At 43.1% G+C, this 15237-nt stretch carries 16 protein-coding genes; 10 read left to right on the forward strand and 6 right to left on the reverse strand.

Annotated features, from left to right (window positions below; translation table 11 throughout):
* Nucleotides 1–183: 183 nt before the first annotated feature.
* The 4 genes from purH to prmA all read right to left on the reverse strand — a co-directional run bounded on the left by purH (nucleotide 184) and on the right by prmA (nucleotide 4460).
* Complete coding sequence (gene purH / locus DXX94_RS09920; RefSeq protein WP_116015523.1) at nucleotides 184–1809, reverse strand: bifunctional phosphoribosylaminoimidazolecarboxamide formyltransferase/IMP cyclohydrolase; 1626 nt, start codon at nucleotides 1807–1809, stop codon at nucleotides 184–186.
* A 280-nt stretch (nucleotides 1810–2089) separates the two neighbouring features.
* Entirely contained in the window at nucleotides 2090–2386 is a 297-nt protein-coding gene (gene fis / locus DXX94_RS09925) for a DNA-binding transcriptional regulator Fis (RefSeq protein ID WP_115998772.1), read from the reverse strand.
* A 13-nt stretch (nucleotides 2387–2399) separates the two neighbouring features.
* Nucleotides 2400–3368 carry a tRNA dihydrouridine synthase DusB gene (gene dusB, locus DXX94_RS09930; RefSeq protein ID WP_116018439.1) on the reverse strand — a complete coding sequence of 323 codons (969 nt, stop codon included), beginning with the start codon at nucleotides 3366–3368 and terminating at the stop codon, nucleotides 2400–2402.
* A gap of 210 nt (nucleotides 3369–3578) precedes the next feature.
* Nucleotides 3579–4460, reverse strand: a complete 882-nt coding sequence (gene prmA, locus DXX94_RS09935; protein WP_116015525.1) for a 50S ribosomal protein L11 methyltransferase — start codon at nucleotides 4458–4460, stop codon at nucleotides 3579–3581.
* 108 nt (nucleotides 4461–4568) lie between these two features.
* Here prmA and DXX94_RS09940 point away from each other — a divergent pair, with 108 nt between their 5' ends.
* The 3 genes from DXX94_RS09940 to DXX94_RS09950 all read left to right on the forward strand — a co-directional run bounded on the left by DXX94_RS09940 (nucleotide 4569) and on the right by DXX94_RS09950 (nucleotide 7946).
* The gene (locus DXX94_RS09940) at nucleotides 4569–5348 is read left to right on the forward strand and encodes a substrate-binding periplasmic protein (RefSeq protein WP_116015527.1); all 780 of its coding nucleotides are present in this window, start codon (nucleotides 4569–4571) and stop codon (nucleotides 5346–5348) included.
* Complete coding sequence (locus DXX94_RS09945; RefSeq protein ID WP_115998769.1) at nucleotides 5348–6313, forward strand: siroheme synthase; 966 nt, start codon at nucleotides 5348–5350, stop codon at nucleotides 6311–6313. Before DXX94_RS09940 ends, DXX94_RS09945 begins: the two co-directional genes overlap by 1 nt.
* A gap of 376 nt (nucleotides 6314–6689) precedes the next feature.
* Complete coding sequence (locus DXX94_RS09950) at nucleotides 6690–7946, forward strand: hypothetical protein (protein WP_115998768.1); 1257 nt, start codon at nucleotides 6690–6692, stop codon at nucleotides 7944–7946.
* A gap of 92 nt (nucleotides 7947–8038) precedes the next feature.
* Here DXX94_RS09950 and DXX94_RS09955 read toward each other — a convergent pair whose 3' ends face one another.
* Complete coding sequence (locus tag DXX94_RS09955) at nucleotides 8039–8287, reverse strand: DUF6482 family protein (protein ID WP_115998767.1); 249 nt, start codon at nucleotides 8285–8287, stop codon at nucleotides 8039–8041.
* Between the two features lie 177 nt (nucleotides 8288–8464).
* Between DXX94_RS09955 and zur the strand changes: the two genes are divergently transcribed.
* The 4 genes from zur to DXX94_RS09975 all read left to right on the forward strand — a co-directional run bounded on the left by zur (nucleotide 8465) and on the right by DXX94_RS09975 (nucleotide 12495).
* The gene (zur, locus tag DXX94_RS09960; protein WP_116015529.1) at nucleotides 8465–8899 is read left to right on the forward strand and encodes a zinc uptake transcriptional repressor Zur; all 435 of its coding nucleotides are present in this window, start codon (nucleotides 8465–8467) and stop codon (nucleotides 8897–8899) included.
* Nucleotides 8900–9086: 187 nt separating this feature from the next.
* Nucleotides 9087–11453, forward strand: a complete 2367-nt coding sequence (locus tag DXX94_RS09965) for a M1 family metallopeptidase (protein ID WP_116015531.1) — start codon at nucleotides 9087–9089, stop codon at nucleotides 11451–11453.
* Nucleotides 11434–11958, forward strand: coding sequence for a DUF6702 family protein (locus tag DXX94_RS09970; protein ID WP_116015533.1), 525 nt, complete (start codon nucleotides 11434–11436; stop codon nucleotides 11956–11958). The genes DXX94_RS09965 and DXX94_RS09970 overlap by 20 nt, the downstream gene beginning before the upstream one ends.
* Nucleotides 11959–12033: 75 nt before the next feature.
* Nucleotides 12034–12495: a chemotaxis protein CheX gene (locus DXX94_RS09975; RefSeq protein ID WP_115998763.1), complete on the forward strand. Its 462-nt coding sequence runs from the start codon at nucleotides 12034–12036 to the stop codon at nucleotides 12493–12495.
* Between the two features lie 95 nt (nucleotides 12496–12590).
* Here the strand turns inward: DXX94_RS09975 and soxR are convergent, their stop codons facing one another.
* Complete coding sequence (gene soxR / locus DXX94_RS09980; RefSeq protein WP_116015535.1) at nucleotides 12591–13046, reverse strand: redox-sensitive transcriptional activator SoxR; 456 nt, start codon at nucleotides 13044–13046, stop codon at nucleotides 12591–12593.
* Between the two features lie 379 nt (nucleotides 13047–13425).
* On the opposite strand from soxR, the gene DXX94_RS09990 reads away from it, so the two are divergent.
* The 3 genes from DXX94_RS09990 to DXX94_RS10000 all read left to right on the forward strand — a co-directional run bounded on the left by DXX94_RS09990 (nucleotide 13426) and on the right by DXX94_RS10000 (nucleotide 15226).
* Nucleotides 13426–13614 carry a hypothetical protein gene (locus tag DXX94_RS09990; RefSeq protein WP_116015539.1) on the forward strand — a complete coding sequence of 63 codons (189 nt, stop codon included), beginning with the start codon at nucleotides 13426–13428 and terminating at the stop codon, nucleotides 13612–13614.
* A 63-nt stretch (nucleotides 13615–13677) separates the two neighbouring features.
* Nucleotides 13678–14097: a VOC family protein gene (locus DXX94_RS09995; RefSeq protein WP_116015541.1), complete on the forward strand. Its 420-nt coding sequence runs from the start codon at nucleotides 13678–13680 to the stop codon at nucleotides 14095–14097.
* Between the two features lie 247 nt (nucleotides 14098–14344).
* The gene (locus DXX94_RS10000; protein WP_116015543.1) at nucleotides 14345–15226 is read left to right on the forward strand and encodes a LysR substrate-binding domain-containing protein; all 882 of its coding nucleotides are present in this window, start codon (nucleotides 14345–14347) and stop codon (nucleotides 15224–15226) included.
* The last annotated feature ends 11 nt before the right edge of the window (nucleotides 15227–15237 follow it).

Consider the following 15237-nt stretch of genomic DNA (forward strand, 5'->3'; position numbering starts at 1 on the left):
GTTCTTCCATAACGAGGGTTGTAAGTGATAATAACTAGACCCGTAAAGTTATAGCAGAATTCGTTAAAAGATTCAGTGAAGCTGGTTGCCACTTGTCGTTGGAAACCAGCACTTTAACTATTTCAGTTAGTTAGCTAACCAACTGAAATAGTTTATCGCCTTGAATTAAAGACGGATATGGCATTAATGACGGAAATGACGCATACCAGTAAATACCATCGCCATACCGTGCTCATCAGCTGCTGCGATAACTTCCTCATCACGCATCGAGCCGCCCGGTTGAATAACAGCAGTGATACCAGCCTCTGCTGCCGCATCAATGCCATCACGAAACGGGAAGAAAGCATCTGACGCCATCACTGATCCAGCGACCTCTAGATTTTCATCCGCCGCTTTAATACCAGCCACTTTCGCTGAGTAAACACGGCTCATTTGGCCTGCACCAACACCAATCGTCATTGAGTTTTTCACGTAAACAATGGCGTTTGATTTTACGTACTTAGCCACTTTCCAGCAGAATTTTAAATCGCGTAATTCTTCTGCTGACGGTTGACGCTTAGTGACAACTTTCAGCTCATCATCAGTAACACGGCCTTGGTCGCGATCTTGTACTAATAAACCACCGTTAACACGTTTGTAGTCTAACCCTGTGGTTTGTGACTGCCATTGACCACATTCAAGAACACGAACATTAGGCTTTGCGGCAACAATTTGCGCTGCAGCTTCTGACACTTTCGGTGCAATGATCACTTCAACAAACTGGCGAGAAATAATCGCTTCCGTGGTGTCAGCATCTAACTCGCGGTTAAAGGCAATAATGCCACCAAACGCTGAGGTTGGATCTGTGGTGTAAGCACTTTCGTAGGCAGCTAAAATATTATCGCCAATTGCGACACCACACGGGTTAGCATGTTTGACGATAACACACGCAGGCTCGTCGAATTCTTTCACACATTCTAACGCTGCATCTGTATCAGCGATGTTATTGTATGACAGTGCCTTACCTTGAATTTGTTTCGCGGTAGCAACTGATGCTTCTTCTGGCTGTGCTTCAACATAAAACGCCGCGTCTTGATGAGAGTTTTCGCCGTAACGCAAATCTTGCGCTTTAACGAATTGGCTATTGATGGTACGTGGAAATTTATTCTTGTTGTCAAAACCAACTTCGTTTTCGGCAGCATTGTCACGCTTTTCACAGTTTTTAGCGTACGCTGGCAATATTTGGCCAAAGTAGTTAGCGATCATGCCATCATAACTTGCCGTGTGTTCGTAAGCCGCAATCGCTAAATCAAAACGAGTTTGGTAAGTAAGCGAGTCACTATTAGCGTCCATTTCTGCTAATACGCGCTTGTAATCATGGGCGTTAACAATAATCGTCACGTCTTTGTGGTTCTTAGCTGCTGCGCGCACCATAGTCGGGCCACCGATATCAATGTTCTCAATGGCGTCTTCCAATGAACAGTCATCATTAGCGACGGTATTAGCAAATGGGTATAGGTTAACCACCACCATATCAATGGCATCGATGTTGTTTTCAACCATCACCGCTTCATCTGTGCCACGGCGCGCTAAAATACCGCCATGCACTTTCGGATGAAGGGTTTTAACACGGCCGTCCATAATTTCTGGGTGACCTGTGTAATCAGACACTTCCGTGACGTTAATACCATTGTCGGCAAGTAATTTTGCCGTGCCGCCAGTAGAGAGTAGTTCAACACCTTTTTGCGCAAGCGCTTGCGCGAACTCAACAATACCAGTTTTATCAGAAACACTTAGTAGTGCACGTTTGATTGGGCGTGGGGTATCCATTGCTATTTCTATTACCTGTATCTTTAGTGATGTAGTCTGGCCTGTGACATATATCCGTGGCAAAACCGATATTCATTTATCTTGTCTCGTGATAAACAACTAGTGGCTGTCGCTCCTGCGATTTAAATTCTACTTCTATTTCTTCTTACTTTCTTGCGCTCAGTGCGTTCACGTTTTTCGCTTTTTTAGTCTAGCAGTTTAAATGCTGACTGATTGGTTCACTTTTCCAAGTGCCAAAAACAAAGAAAGCACCCTAAGGTGCTTTCTCGATAATGCGATATTAGTTCATACCGTATTTTTTCAATTTCTTGCGAAGTGTACCGCGGTTGATACCTAGCAAGTTCGCTGCGCGGGTTTGGTTGCCGCGAGTGTAAGTCATTACTTCTTCTAGCATTGGCGCTTCGATTTCAGATAGTACTAATTCGTACATATCGTCGACATCATTACCGTTCAATTGTGATAAGTAGTTTTTGATAGCGATTTTCGCTTGAGTGCGCAGTGGTGACGCCTTCGTGGTTTGCTGCTGAATATCAGTTACATTGGTAATGAAAGGAGAAGAAATATTTTGTTCAAACATAAAGTTCAGACTCTTATCTAGTTAAGTTATCAAAATACATGTTTAACGCTTCGAGCTGTTCGCTAGTTGACTCGAGACCGTTAAAACTTGATCGAAAATTTTTACCCTGGTCGTGCGTTTGCATATACCAAGAGACATGTTTACGAGCGATTCTCACGCCCATGAAGTCACCATAAAATTGGTGTAAATCACGCACATGTCCCAATAATATTGAGCGCACTTCCTCCATTGAAGGCTCAGGTAGTACCTCACCTGTGTCGAGATAATGGTTAATCTCGCGAAAAATCCACGGCCTACCTTGGGCAGCGCGACCAACCATGATCGCATCTGCATTGGTGAATTCGAGTACTTCTGCAGCTTTTTGCGCAGAAGTAATATCACCATTTGCAACAACCGGAATCGAAATTGCTTTTTTAATTGCCTTAATCGTTTGGTACTCAGCATTGCCTTTATAAAAGTCACAGCGAGTTCGACCATGAACAGCTAACGATTGAATACCGTTGTGTTCAGCAATTTTGGCAATTTCAATACCATTGCGCGTGTTTTCACACCAACCCGTTCGTATTTTCAGCGTTACTGGCACATCCACCGCTTCGACTACAGCTTGAACGATTTGTTCAACTTGATCTGGGGCTTTAAGCAACGCCGAACCGGCGAGTTTTTTATTTACTTTTTTGGCCGGGCACCCCATATTGATGTCAATAATTTGGGCGCCGTTTTGCACATTAACCTGAGCTGCAAACGCCATCTCCTGAGGATCAGAACCAGCAATCTGAACCGAACGAATACCCGCTTCCGCGCTATGTACCATTCGCAACTTAGATTTTTCTGTATTCCAGACCTTAGGGTTCGCTGACACCATTTCAGATACCGCCAAACCAGCGCCCATCTGACAACATAATTGTCTAAACGGTTTGTCAGTAATGCCCGCCATTGGCGCAAGCATTGCCTTACTTTTTAGCTGGTAGCTGCCTATCTTCACTGCTGCTTTTTTGAGCTCTTGGTCAAAAGGGCGCACAGTTTACGTGTTTTTTTTAGGATTGAAAAGGATATAAATTGAACAAATTTTGTTTTTTTTTGATTTTTTAATATTGACTTTTAAGTTAATTTTCAAACGCGCAGAAAATGCACAAATGTTATCAACTTTGCACAAATTTCTGCTTGACTTTTTTCTGAAGTATCTGCTCTAATTTCAGCTACGCACCCCAGAAAGCCTGACCCACTCGTCTTGCACCTGAATTGGATCCATAGCGCACCACTGACCGTAAATCGTTTGTAATTCCGGCGCCTGATTTTCCAATACGCCAGAAAGTGCGAGTAAACCGTTGTCACCAACAAACTCGATTATCGTTGGCGCTAACTCTTTTAATGGGCCAGCCAGAATGTTGGCAACAACTACATCAGCTTTCAGGCTGGGTTGGTCTTTAGGTAAGTAAAGCTCAAGTCGATCTTCACAACCATTGCGTTTAGCATTTTCAAGACTGGCTTGCAGCGCTTGTGGGTCAATATCAATACCAATCACTTTTTTCGCGCCTAGTTTAAGCGCAGCCAGTGATAAAATGCCTGAGCCACAACCAAAGTCGACGACAGTTTTACCAGTGAGGTCTAAGCCATCTAGCCAGGTTAAACACAATGCTGTGGTTGGGTGAGTGCCCGTACCAAAGGCCAGGCCAGGGTCAAGCATCACGTTTACGGCTTCGGGATCCGGCACTTCACGCCAGCTTGGGCAAATCCATAAACGTTCACCAAATTTCATGGGGTGGAAATTATCCATCCACTCACGTTCCCAATCTTTGTCTTCTAATTGCTCGAGCTTATACGCCATCTCCGCTTTATCTGGGTGAATAGATTTAAGGTAACTAATGACCTTATCCATATCGTGAGCAGCATCAAACAAACCCATGACTACAGTATTAGCCCAGTAAATCACTTCATCACCCGGTAAAGGCTCGTAAATTGGCGTATCTTGCGCGTCAATAAAGGTAACGGCTTGCGCACCAGCAGCACTTAACCAGTCACTGTATTTTTCAGCCGTTTCTTCATTGGCTTGTAACCTTAATTGTATCCAAGGCATTGGGTATCTCTGTCAGAACATTTATACTAAAGTTTATCATTCATCGCCTGTAGAAAGTAATACTCTCTACTATCCCTTAACGATAATAGCCGTATATATAAGTAGGATATGATGGACAAATCAAAGCAAGGTTGGCCAATCGCCCTGATAGTTGCAGCAGCGTTTGCTTGCTTTTCTAGTTTAAGCTTTAGCCAACAACTTAAAGTGCAGATTGTGACTGAGCACTTAGCACCATTGCAGATAAATGTGCCGAACCAACCTCCCAGCGGGGCGATGGTAGAAATTGTTGAACGCCTTCTTAACGACAGTGAAATTGAAGGGGAAATCAAATTCTACCCTTGGGCTCGCGCTTATCAAATCGCACAGCAGCAAGCTAATACACTAATTTTCTCTATTGTTCGCACCCCCAACAGAGAAGGGAAATTTCACTGGCTGTTCCCCTTGGTAAACGATAGTGTGCACTTGGTGCGTTTAAAGTCGCGACCGGAACTAACTATTTCAACATTAGAACAAGCCAAACAGTACCGCATTGGCGTTCATCGCTCAGATATTATTCATCAATATTTGCAAGCTAAGGGGTTTACTGATGACCATAACATCTTGCTGAACTCCTCTTACGCCGCTGCGTGGCTGGCGCTCTTAGAAAGAAAGGTTGATTACATCACAGCAAATAAATTTATGTGGCAAGCGCAGCAACAAACAAGCCACGAGGCATTTCAAGCGGTAGAATCAGCTTTGATCTTAGATGACCTTCAACAAGGGCATTACCTTGCTGCCAGTTTGAATACCTCCCCTATCATCATTAAAAAATTGCAAAAAGCACTGGAAAAGTTAAAACAAAGCGGACAATATCTGGCGATATTACAGAAGTGGCAATTGGCTGATTAATGAAATATTTTCCCGTTTTTTTAGATGCACGTTTTATCCGCGCATTGGTCATTGGGGGTGGCGAAGTTGCCGCCCGTAAAATTGAATTGCTATTAAAGTCGACCACAAACATCACGGTAATGAGCAGCAAGCTCAATCCAACCGTGCAACGTTTAATTAAGGAACACGATTTAACATGGCTTGCGCACGCCTACGAGCCGGGTCATATGAACGACTTGTCAATGGTTATCGCCGCAACAGACGACCCACATGTCAATGCTGAAGTACAAGAAGAAGCAAGCAGCCTTGGCTTGTTAGTGAATGTCGTTGATCAACCAGACCTATGCTCATATATCACGCCAGCCATCATTGACCGCGATCCGATGATAGTGGCTATCTCAAGCTCAGGAAGCGCACCAATTCTAGTTAGAATGCTGCGCGAACAAATAGAACGCATTATGCCCGCCGCTTACGGCAAACTGGCAGATTTCTCATTCAAGTTTCGAGATCATGTCAAAGCACGTGTCAAAGGCTTGTCTAATCGCCGCCAATTTTGGGAAAACACATTGCGAGGCAGTATCGGTGAGAATATTTTATCGGGGCGAGTGACCGAAGCAGAGCAACAACTATTCACTAGCTTAAAAAGCGAAATACCACCACAGCAAGGCAGTATTACCTTTGTTCATACCATGACAGGTAACCCGGACAACATGACGTTAGCGATTCACAAAGCTTGTCAATTTGCAGACGCGGTGTTTTATGATGAGCAAGTTAATTTAGAACTACTGGAATATGTGCGTCGTGATGCGGAAAAGTACCCGCAATCGATAGCTTCTAGTATTAGTGTGAATTATCAGCACGCAATTGAACTAGCAGAACGGGGCAATCGCGTTATCTACTTTTTAGACGGCTATGAGCCGCTGCCTGCCAACAAAGCATTGCAGGAAAGCACCATACTCAAGCAAACGTTCGTGTGCGGCAGCTAACTCTTCTTACCTGTATTTCTCTACACTACACCTTAGCTACACATATCTTGATTTAAGCGTCTTAAACAGGCGCTTAGCCCTCGTTCAAATAAAGTCAATACACTGGCTTGCGAAAATGTAATTTATTGTTAACATAAGTTGCTTATACCAATTGAATTAATGAGTTGGATATTGATACCCAACTTAAATGATCGAACCGTCATTGAAATTGGTAGTAGTGATGAAAGCAACGTATCTCTTTTTGCTGACACGATAACAATAACGATAAAGCTGGAGCCGCCACGGCACGCAGCAAACTCAACAATTGATATAGACAAGCTAACAAGCTAGCAACATGGATCTGTATTATTAATGGACATCATACAGGGTTGAACAAATGAGTATTACTGTAGTTACTATTGCGGCGATTTTAGCCGTACTGACTATTTATTTTCTAATAAATAGCTATGCGCCACTGACCAACAAGATAAACAGCGCAATTGGTATCTCAAGTCGTTCTCGAGCACTTACCTATCTTATTGTTGGCCTTCTAGGCTATGTGCCACTTTATTACTACAACGACTTTGACAACAAGCTCAAGCTAGCAAACCAATATGGTTATGATAACTATCAAAGCTACCAGCAAGATTTGCAACGAGCAACCACGCATGATCTTGAGTTAACCAAGTACCAAGCCATTATGGTTAATGCTAAGCAAGCTGGGTTCGATGATTACCTAGCGTATCAGCAACACCTTGAAGCGCAGTCTTACGACTATCCAGATTATCAAAGCTATAAGCGTGATTTACAGCTAGCTAAAAGTTATGGCTTTCCACTTGAGGTTTATCGAGTAGCTAAAGAAGATGCGAGTGCCCAGAATTTTGAATACTTTGATGACTACTTGATCGCTCGTGAAAAAAACTCGCTGAAAAAGAAACTTACTTTGGTACCGAGTTCAGATGGTGATTTTACGATAGACAATGTGCCCTTAGGGGCAAAAAAGAACGAGTTATTATCGCTTATTGAAAACTGTAAAATTAGCCAAATGCCCGACTATAGTTTTCCGATCACCAAAACGCTGGCACCGCGAAAAGAAGCCTTGGTTGATCACTTCTTTCCAGAAACCTCTACTAACAGTAACTTTGGTTTAACCAACTACAATATGAACTTTTCGGTGATGCCAGGTTTAGATCTCAAAGCCATTACCAAGTATGAAATGAAATGTGATGAAGGCCGATATGATCTTTGGTTCCTAAATTCAGATAACACCTTAGTCTTCTATGAAAAAACCCTAAAAATGCCAAACGTCTACCAGTTTGATAGAACACTTGAGCGTCTTGAACGAATTTTTTGGGCAAAGTGCGACGACGAGTTTGAAATTGGCTTGGAAACTAGCTTTGAAGAGCATGGTACAAGAGCCGTGAAAAATATGTACTGCAAGAATTTCCAAGATTACATTATTGCCACCATAGTTGACGGCCCAATTATTACCGGAGTAAGACAAGAGCCGGATATCCATATAGGTTACCTCAGCCAGCGTCAATGGAAGAAATACATTAACAATCTACACTCGGTTAAAGGCAAACGCGGTATCACGCAGTTTTCACAAAACGATGGAAAGAACAAAACCAGAACGTTTGAAAGCCGCATCTAGCTTTAAGTAACGTTGTTTTTTCACTCGCAAGAGTCGCCACCGACAAAACAAAAGGCTGCACTAATAGCAGCCTTTCTTGTTACAGCCAAAAACTATTTCCAGCGCAGCGGCATAAGCAAAGGTTCAGCTGGTGCTTGCATGCCACACATCTCGTCGTAAGCACTCTGGTGCTCCAGCCATACTTGTTCAAAGCTGTGATCGCTAAAGTGTTCTCGAACACTGGTGATACTTTGAAAACGCAGCGGCCTGTTTTGTTTATCCAATACTAGGTGACTACTACTGCCATCTCGCTGCTCAGCAAGATACGTATTACCTTCAAGCGACTTGATCAGTAAATCCATCTCAGTTTCCTCACTAGGTTTTGATAGGTTTTGATTAGGTCATTACGCCGTTTAGTAATAAAAAGCCCAATGTGCCCATGATATTACTTGAATAGAATTTTCAAGACTTAATCCCTATGGTAGACTGGCCAACAAGCAACAACGCTAATCAACATTGCCAACAGTTTCACTAACATTATGAATTTAGAAGATTTAATCTCCCAAGCACAACAGGTATGTGAAAAACGCGGTGCTCGTTTAACGCGTGCACGTGCGGAAGTACTGAAACTATTGGCGCAGCACGACGGTGCCGTCGGTGCCTATGACTTATTAGCGCAATTACAAAAAACCGATCAAAGTGCCAAGCCAGCCACTATTTACCGTGCGTTGGACTTCCTAAGTAAGCAAGGGTTTGTGCATAAAATCGAATCGATTAATGCCTTTGTTATGTGTCACCACATCAGTGATTGTAACCACCCAGTTCAGTTGCTTATTTGTGATGAGTGTGGCCACGTTGAAGAAATTCAGTCAAATAACTTGGATCTTGCATTACGTGCAATGGCAGATGCCAGCGGCTTTGATATTAGCCATCAAATTGTTGAAGCACATGGCCGTTGCCAACGCTGTCATTAAACACAACGATTTAAAAAAAACCACATACCTTATCGTTACACTATAACAACTAGCCATTCATCCTAATTCTTATACGAATAGCCGCAATTACTAAATATTGCTATTCGTAAACGAATGTTTCTGTGATATAACCTCCCGCGTACAAAATTCTTGTAAATCCATATTCACAACAAACGCTGGAAGTTCTATGAAACAATTAGTGCAAAGCACCATTGTGTGTTTAACCGTTGTATTTTCCGGTGCTGCCATTGCTAAAGGCGCGCCATTCGACGATAAGTTCCGTCAATTAGACGAGCTGTTGCCAACACCTAATACCTACCGCACAGCGTCAGGTGCGCCAGGTCATCAATACTGGCAACAAGAAGTTGATTACGAAATCAATATTACCCTAGATGATGCAACCCAACGTTTAATGGGTTCAGAAACCTTAGACTACACAAACAACTCGCCAGACACGTTGCGTTATATTTGGATTCAGCTTGATCAAAACCGCATGAAACGCGGTGCTGACTACAAGCTAGCCAATGTTGCGCCAAAGAAAAAAGTGACCTACAAAGGTCTGCGCAACATTATTGAAACAGATGCTTTTGATGGTGGTTATGAAATCACAAAAGTCGCTGACAGTAATAACAAACCGCTTAAGCATGTGATCAATGGCACTATGATGCGTATTGACTTACCCAAGCCTTTAAAGCCAGGTAAAACTGTTGAGCTAAATATCGACTGGAACTACCAACTACACGAACAAAAAGTCTTAGGTGGCCGTTCAGGTTGGGAATACTTCAAAAAAGACGACAACTATTTGTACGAGCTAGCTCAATGGTTCCCACGTGCAGCGGCTTACTACGACGTGATGGGTTGGCAAAACAAGCAATTCTTGGGCAATGGTGAGTTTACCCTAGAGTTTGGTGACTACGATGTAAAAATTACCGTACCTGCTGATCACGTTGTTGCCGCAACCGGTGTCCTTCAAAACCCTAAGCAGGTGCTAACCAAAACACAACGTGAGCGCCTAGAGCAGGCAAAAACGGCTAAAAAGCCGGTACTTGTTATAACGCCTGAAGAAGCGTTGGCAAATGAAAAGTCACGTTCAGACAAAACGAAAACTTGGCACTTTAAAGCAGAGAACGTACGTGACTTTGCTTGGGCATCAAGCCGTAAGTTTATCTGGGATGCACAAGGCTATAAAGAAGGTGGCACAGACACCATGGCAATGTCGTTCTACCCGAACGAAGGTAACCCATTGTGGGAGCGCTATTCAACGGAAGCCATCATCCACACGATGGAGCAGTACAACAAGTACACCTTTGCTTACCCATACCCAGTCTCAATCTCAGTCAATGGTCCAGTGGGTGGTATGGAATACCCAATGATCACCTTTAATGGCCCACGCCCGACGTTGAACGAGGAAACCGGTGAGAAAACGTATTCTCGTCGCACTAAGTACGGCTTGATTGGCGTTATCATCCACGAGGTGGGTCACAACTACTTCCCGATGATTGTTAACTCTGACGAACGCCAATGGACATGGATGGATGAAGGCTTAAACACTTTCCTTCAATTTGTTGCTGAGCAAGCATGGGAAGAAAACTACCCATCTCGCCGTGGCCATGCAGCAGGCATGATCAGCTACATGAAAAGTACTAACCAAGTACCCATTATGACCAACTCAGAGTCAATTTTGCAGTTCGGTAACAATGCCTATGGTAAGCCAGCGGTTGCGCTAAATATCTTGCGCGAAAGCATTATGGGTCGTGAACTATTCGATTTCGCTTTCCGTGAATACGCTCAACGTTGGAAATTCAAACGTCCAACACCAGCTGATTTCTTCCGTACCATGGAAGATGCCTCAGGTATTGACCTTGACTGGTTCTGGCGCGGTTGGTTCTACACCACTGACCATGTAGACATCGCGATTGAAAATGTTTACCTGTACCGCCCTAACAGCCAAAACCCAGATATTGAAGAAGCTTGGGAACGTGCTCGTTACAATGAGCAACCAACCTTTATCAGCGACATGCTAAACGAAGGCAACTGGCGCCGTACTCACGACAAGCCGGAATTGTTAGACTTCTACAACGAACACGATAAGTTCACTGCAACTAACGCTGCGCGCAATAAGTACAATAAGACGCACAGCAAATTAGAGCAGTGGGAAAAAGACCTACTAGCAAACGACAGTAAGTTCTACATTATCGACTTCGCTAACAAAGGTGGCTTGGTAATGCCCATTATCTTGGATATTACCTATGCTGACGACAGCACAGAGCAAGTTCGCATTCCTGCTGAAATTTGGCGCAGAACCCCTGAAAAAGTATCGAAGCTATTGATTCGCGACAAAGAAATTAAAGCGATTGCGCTAGATCCAAACTGGGAAACAGCCGATGTTGATGTGAACAACAACTATTGGCCTGCACGCCCAATTCAATCGCGCTTTGATTTATTCAAACGCAAGAAAAAAGACATGATGCGCGACTACAATGAAGAGTTAAAACCAGTAGACGCAAAGTCAGGCAGCAATGAAGAAAAGCAAAATGACAACACAGCCAACTAAATCGTTTGGTCGTCAAATTGTCTTGTGGTTAACCGCCACTTTGATGATAGGAGTTGCAGCTTCGGCTGCAGCTCACAAATACTTTTTCGCTATCACTGATATTAATCATAATCAAAGCGCAAACAGTTTTGAGATTATTCATCAGCTAACCGCACACGACATTGAAAACACGATTGCCGAACAGCGCAATATCCACTTCAGCCCTGAGCTTCCTGAATACGAAGCTTTCATTCAAGAATACGTTGAAAACCACTTTCATCTACAGATGAACGATGCGCAAATTAAAACAAACTGGGTTGGTTTAGAAATAGTTCGCGATAAAATCGTCATTTATCAAGAAGCAAGTGCCAATCAATTTTTTGCGCCTTTGGTGGTAAAAAATCAACTACTCGTTGATACTTATCCCAAGCAAATCAATACAGTGAACTTTATTAGTGGCAAAGCAAAATTCAGCCTGACATTCAATAATTCACAGCGTATTGCTACAATTAACAACAATAACTAGTGCCCTATGTTAAATTTATGCTAAATTAGCAGCCAGATTATGCACTTGAGCCAACTTTAAGACCCGGTAATTTCCATGAATGTAGAGTTTATAAATCCTTTCTTATCTTCGATGTTAAACGTAATGTCTACGATGGCAATGATGGAGCTAACACCGGAAAAGCCTAAGCTAAAGCAAGGCGAAGTCGCTAAAGGTGACGTTTCGGGTTTAATTGGCATGGTGAGTGACCAAGCTAAAGGCTCACTATCGATAACCTTTGAAGCATCATTAGCCATTGCGACGATGAAAAATATGGTTGGTGAAGGCCCTGATGTAGTTAATGAAGAAATTACTGATTTAGTCGGTGAAATCACTAACATGGTCACTGGCGGCGCTAAGCGTATGCTAAGCGAAAAAGGTTTTGAGTTTGATATGGCCACACCTATGGTTGTATCAGGTAAAGACCACACCATCAACCACAAAGCAGAAGGCCCAATTGTTATTATTCCGTTGACCTCTGCACACGGTAAAGCGTTTATCGAATTTAGCTTTGACTAAATATCAATTTAGTATTGCTAACGCCTAAGTTAACGAAAAGCTCCTTGTGATAGGAGCTTTTTTTATACCTTAGCAAAAGCAAACACCTAGTCATTTTATTTTAGAGCCGCATCACGCTCTAAAATAACAGCTCCTTCACCTTCGCTGGCTAACGTATCTTCTGGGTTGTAAATTGGGCAGGAATTCAATGATAAACATCCGCAGCCTATGCAACCTGAGAGCGAATCCCGCAGCGTTTCTAAATAATGAATACGTGCGTTAAGCTGTGCTTGCCAGCTAGCAGCTAGCTTGTTCCAGTCTTCTTTGGTTGGCGTGCGATTATTTGGCAAACTGGCAAACGCTGCTTTGATATCAGCCAACGAGATGCCCATTCTTTGCGCCGCTTTGATAACAGAGATTCGCCTTAGTACATCCGCCTTATATCGACGCTGGTTACCATCATTTCGCCAACTTCTGATCAGCCCCTGGCGCTCGTAATAATGGAGTGTCGACACCTTCACACCGCAACGTTTAGCGACTCTGCCAACCGTCCAGTTCGCTTCTTCTAGCATATCAATCCCTCAACACAATCTAGGGCGTGTTGACCTTTCGAGATTGAATTTTGTTCAATCTAAACGCTTTCTGATCGCGGCGCTCGCTTTGTCGCATAGTCGTTCTATGTAAAAAGCGAGCAACAATGAGCAGGAAGCGTTTAGATGAACCCGCAGGGCAGCGCCTGTTTGAATTTTCTACTGTGTTGGCACTTATTTATAGAGAATGACTACACTACACAAGTGCCGCCTTGTATAAAACCCAAACAGACTGCTGCAAAAACAACCCTGAAAGATCAACACGCCCTAGATACTCTGCAAAAAAGTTTCAAAAAGTGCTTTACCTAAACCTAACTTGAGGTTTTAGCATGCTCATAACTTAATCACAAGGAGTAGCGAAATGACCTCTATTACACTGGCTAGTGAATCAATAGCGAATTGTGCCAATAGCGACAGTATTGATGTGCAAAATACTGATAGCGAAAGTAAAGCAGAGAGTAACAAGCCAACGGAATGCCAAACGCGCAAACAAGGTAAATTCATTCACGCATTAGCAGAGCTGCTAAGCAAAACAATGCAATACAAATAAGCCAAACTGAACCCAAACTTATACCAAATGAAAGCCGAACTTAAGCCAAAATAAGGAGCTAACATGCAGTTAGAACATGTCAATTTAGTCGTCAAAAACATTCCAGCCAGCCTGAAGTTCTATCAAGCTGCTTTCCCTCACTGGCGTGTTCGCAGCGAAGGTAGCGGCGAATGGTATGGTAAAGCGCGAAACTGGTTGCATTTTGGCGACGATTATCAATATTTGTCGTTTAGTGATCACGGTGAAGGAGAGCTTAGAGATAATACAGGTCATCTGGTTGGTCTCGCTCATTTCGGCTATCAAGTAAAAAATCTAGACGCTGTTATCGAGCGACTTACCGCCGCAGGCTTTGCCGTTGATAAAGTTGGCGCATCAAATCCCTTTCGCAAAAACGTGTACTTTATCGATCCGACAGGCTACGAGGTGGAGTTTATAGAATATCTCTCGGATATCCCTATCGAACGCAATAACAACCTGAGCTAAAAAAAGTTTATTGAGCGCCCAGCCGCTAGTCATCTATTTTGTTTACCAAGATGGCTAAGTGGCTAATCGCTTAACTGTATAACTGACTGGTAACACCTAAATCGAATACCTACCCGAATATCCTCCCAAAATAAAGCTAGCGCTAACTAAAAACAACTATGGACGTCTAGACATTTAGAAGCTTATAATAAATTTACTTCGCCAATCGGCCAAGTAAATTTTGATACACTATTTTCGGGAATGCTATATGATAGAGCTTAAGCATTTGCGCACCATCCGCGCAATTGATCAGCAAGGCAGCTTAACCAAAGCTGCAGAGCAGTTGGCGACAAGCCAATCGGCATTGTCGCACCAACTCAAAGAGCTAGAACACAAGCTAGCAACTAAATTAGTCACACGTGATAAACGTAAGCTCGACTTAACCACGCAAGGCAAATCAATTAAGTCACTAGCTGATGAAGTCTTACCAAAAATCGATGCCCTTGTTGCAACCCTAACTGAAAGGCCGCGAGCGCAGAGCTTATCATTAGGTTTTGCTTGCCATGCTTGCTTTCAATGGTTGATGCCCATTTGTCGGAATTTACAACAAGATTATCCGAGCCTAAGCTGGGATATACGGGATGATGTCTTCGAACAAGAGTGTGATTTAGATATTTTGTTTACCGACGAAGCCAGCACCGACAATCAAGTGATAGAAATTAAATTGGGGCAATTTGAGCAAGTGGCTGTAGTTAGTGAGCTTAATCCTTTGTCCTCAAAAGAGCTGCTAGTTGCCGAAGACTTTGCCAATCAAGTGCTGCTCACTTACCCAGTGGAGATTAGCCGTCTTGACATCTTTAACCAATTGCTGACACCTGCCAATGTTGTACCCGCCAAAACAAGGAAGGTGGCGAATTCTCACTCGATATTACAAATGATCCACGGCAATATTGGTGTTGCAGTTCTTCCTGATTGGTTAGTCAATGCCTACCAATACCAAACAGGCATACGAACAATACCTTTAGCGCCCGCAATTACAAAATCACTGTATATCCGCTTAAAGTCGGATATTGCTGAACTAAGCAGCGTAAATCAACTAGTGATTGCATCACGCGATAGATTCGCTACGCTTATGCAACCATTTCAATAACCGAATGAGCT

It is taken from the genome of Thalassotalea euphylliae (assembly GCF_003390375.1).
GTDB classification, from domain to species: Bacteria; Pseudomonadota; Gammaproteobacteria; order Enterobacterales; family Alteromonadaceae; genus Thalassotalea_F; species Thalassotalea_F euphylliae_A.

What these genes read in the sequence shown, in the direction of transcription:
- DXX94_RS09950 (WP_115998768.1), top strand. Translation starts at nt 6,690, where the DNA reads ATGAGTATTACTGTAGTTACTATTGCGGCGATTTTAGCCGTACTGACT.
- DXX94_RS09995 (WP_116015541.1), top strand. Translation starts at nt 13,678, where the DNA reads ATGCAGTTAGAACATGTCAATTTAGTCGTCAAAAACATTCCAGCCAGC.
- DXX94_RS09975 (WP_115998763.1), top strand. Translation starts at nt 12,034, where the DNA reads ATGAATGTAGAGTTTATAAATCCTTTCTTATCTTCGATGTTAAACGTA.
- zur (WP_116015529.1), top strand. Translation starts at nt 8,465, where the DNA reads ATGAATTTAGAAGATTTAATCTCCCAAGCACAACAGGTATGTGAAAAA.
- prmA (WP_116015525.1), bottom strand. Translation starts at nt 4,460, where the DNA reads ATGCCTTGGATACAATTAAGGTTACAAGCCAATGAAGAAACGGCTGAA.
- DXX94_RS09945 (WP_115998769.1), top strand. Translation starts at nt 5,348, where the DNA reads ATGAAATATTTTCCCGTTTTTTTAGATGCACGTTTTATCCGCGCATTG.
- DXX94_RS10000 (WP_116015543.1), top strand. Translation starts at nt 14,345, where the DNA reads ATGATAGAGCTTAAGCATTTGCGCACCATCCGCGCAATTGATCAGCAA.
- fis (WP_115998772.1), bottom strand. Translation starts at nt 2,386, where the DNA reads ATGTTTGAACAAAATATTTCTTCTCCTTTCATTACCAATGTAACTGAT.
- DXX94_RS09990 (WP_116015539.1), top strand. Translation starts at nt 13,426, where the DNA reads ATGACCTCTATTACACTGGCTAGTGAATCAATAGCGAATTGTGCCAAT.
- soxR (WP_116015535.1), bottom strand. Translation starts at nt 13,046, where the DNA reads ATGCTAGAAGAAGCGAACTGGACGGTTGGCAGAGTCGCTAAACGTTGC.
- DXX94_RS09955 (WP_115998767.1), bottom strand. Translation starts at nt 8,287, where the DNA reads ATGGATTTACTGATCAAGTCGCTTGAAGGTAATACGTATCTTGCTGAG.
- DXX94_RS09970 (WP_116015533.1), top strand. Translation starts at nt 11,434, where the DNA reads ATGACAACACAGCCAACTAAATCGTTTGGTCGTCAAATTGTCTTGTGG.
- DXX94_RS09965 (WP_116015531.1), top strand. Translation starts at nt 9,087, where the DNA reads ATGAAACAATTAGTGCAAAGCACCATTGTGTGTTTAACCGTTGTATTT.
- DXX94_RS09940 (WP_116015527.1), top strand. Translation starts at nt 4,569, where the DNA reads ATGATGGACAAATCAAAGCAAGGTTGGCCAATCGCCCTGATAGTTGCA.
- purH (WP_116015523.1), bottom strand. Translation starts at nt 1,809, where the DNA reads ATGGATACCCCACGCCCAATCAAACGTGCACTACTAAGTGTTTCTGAT.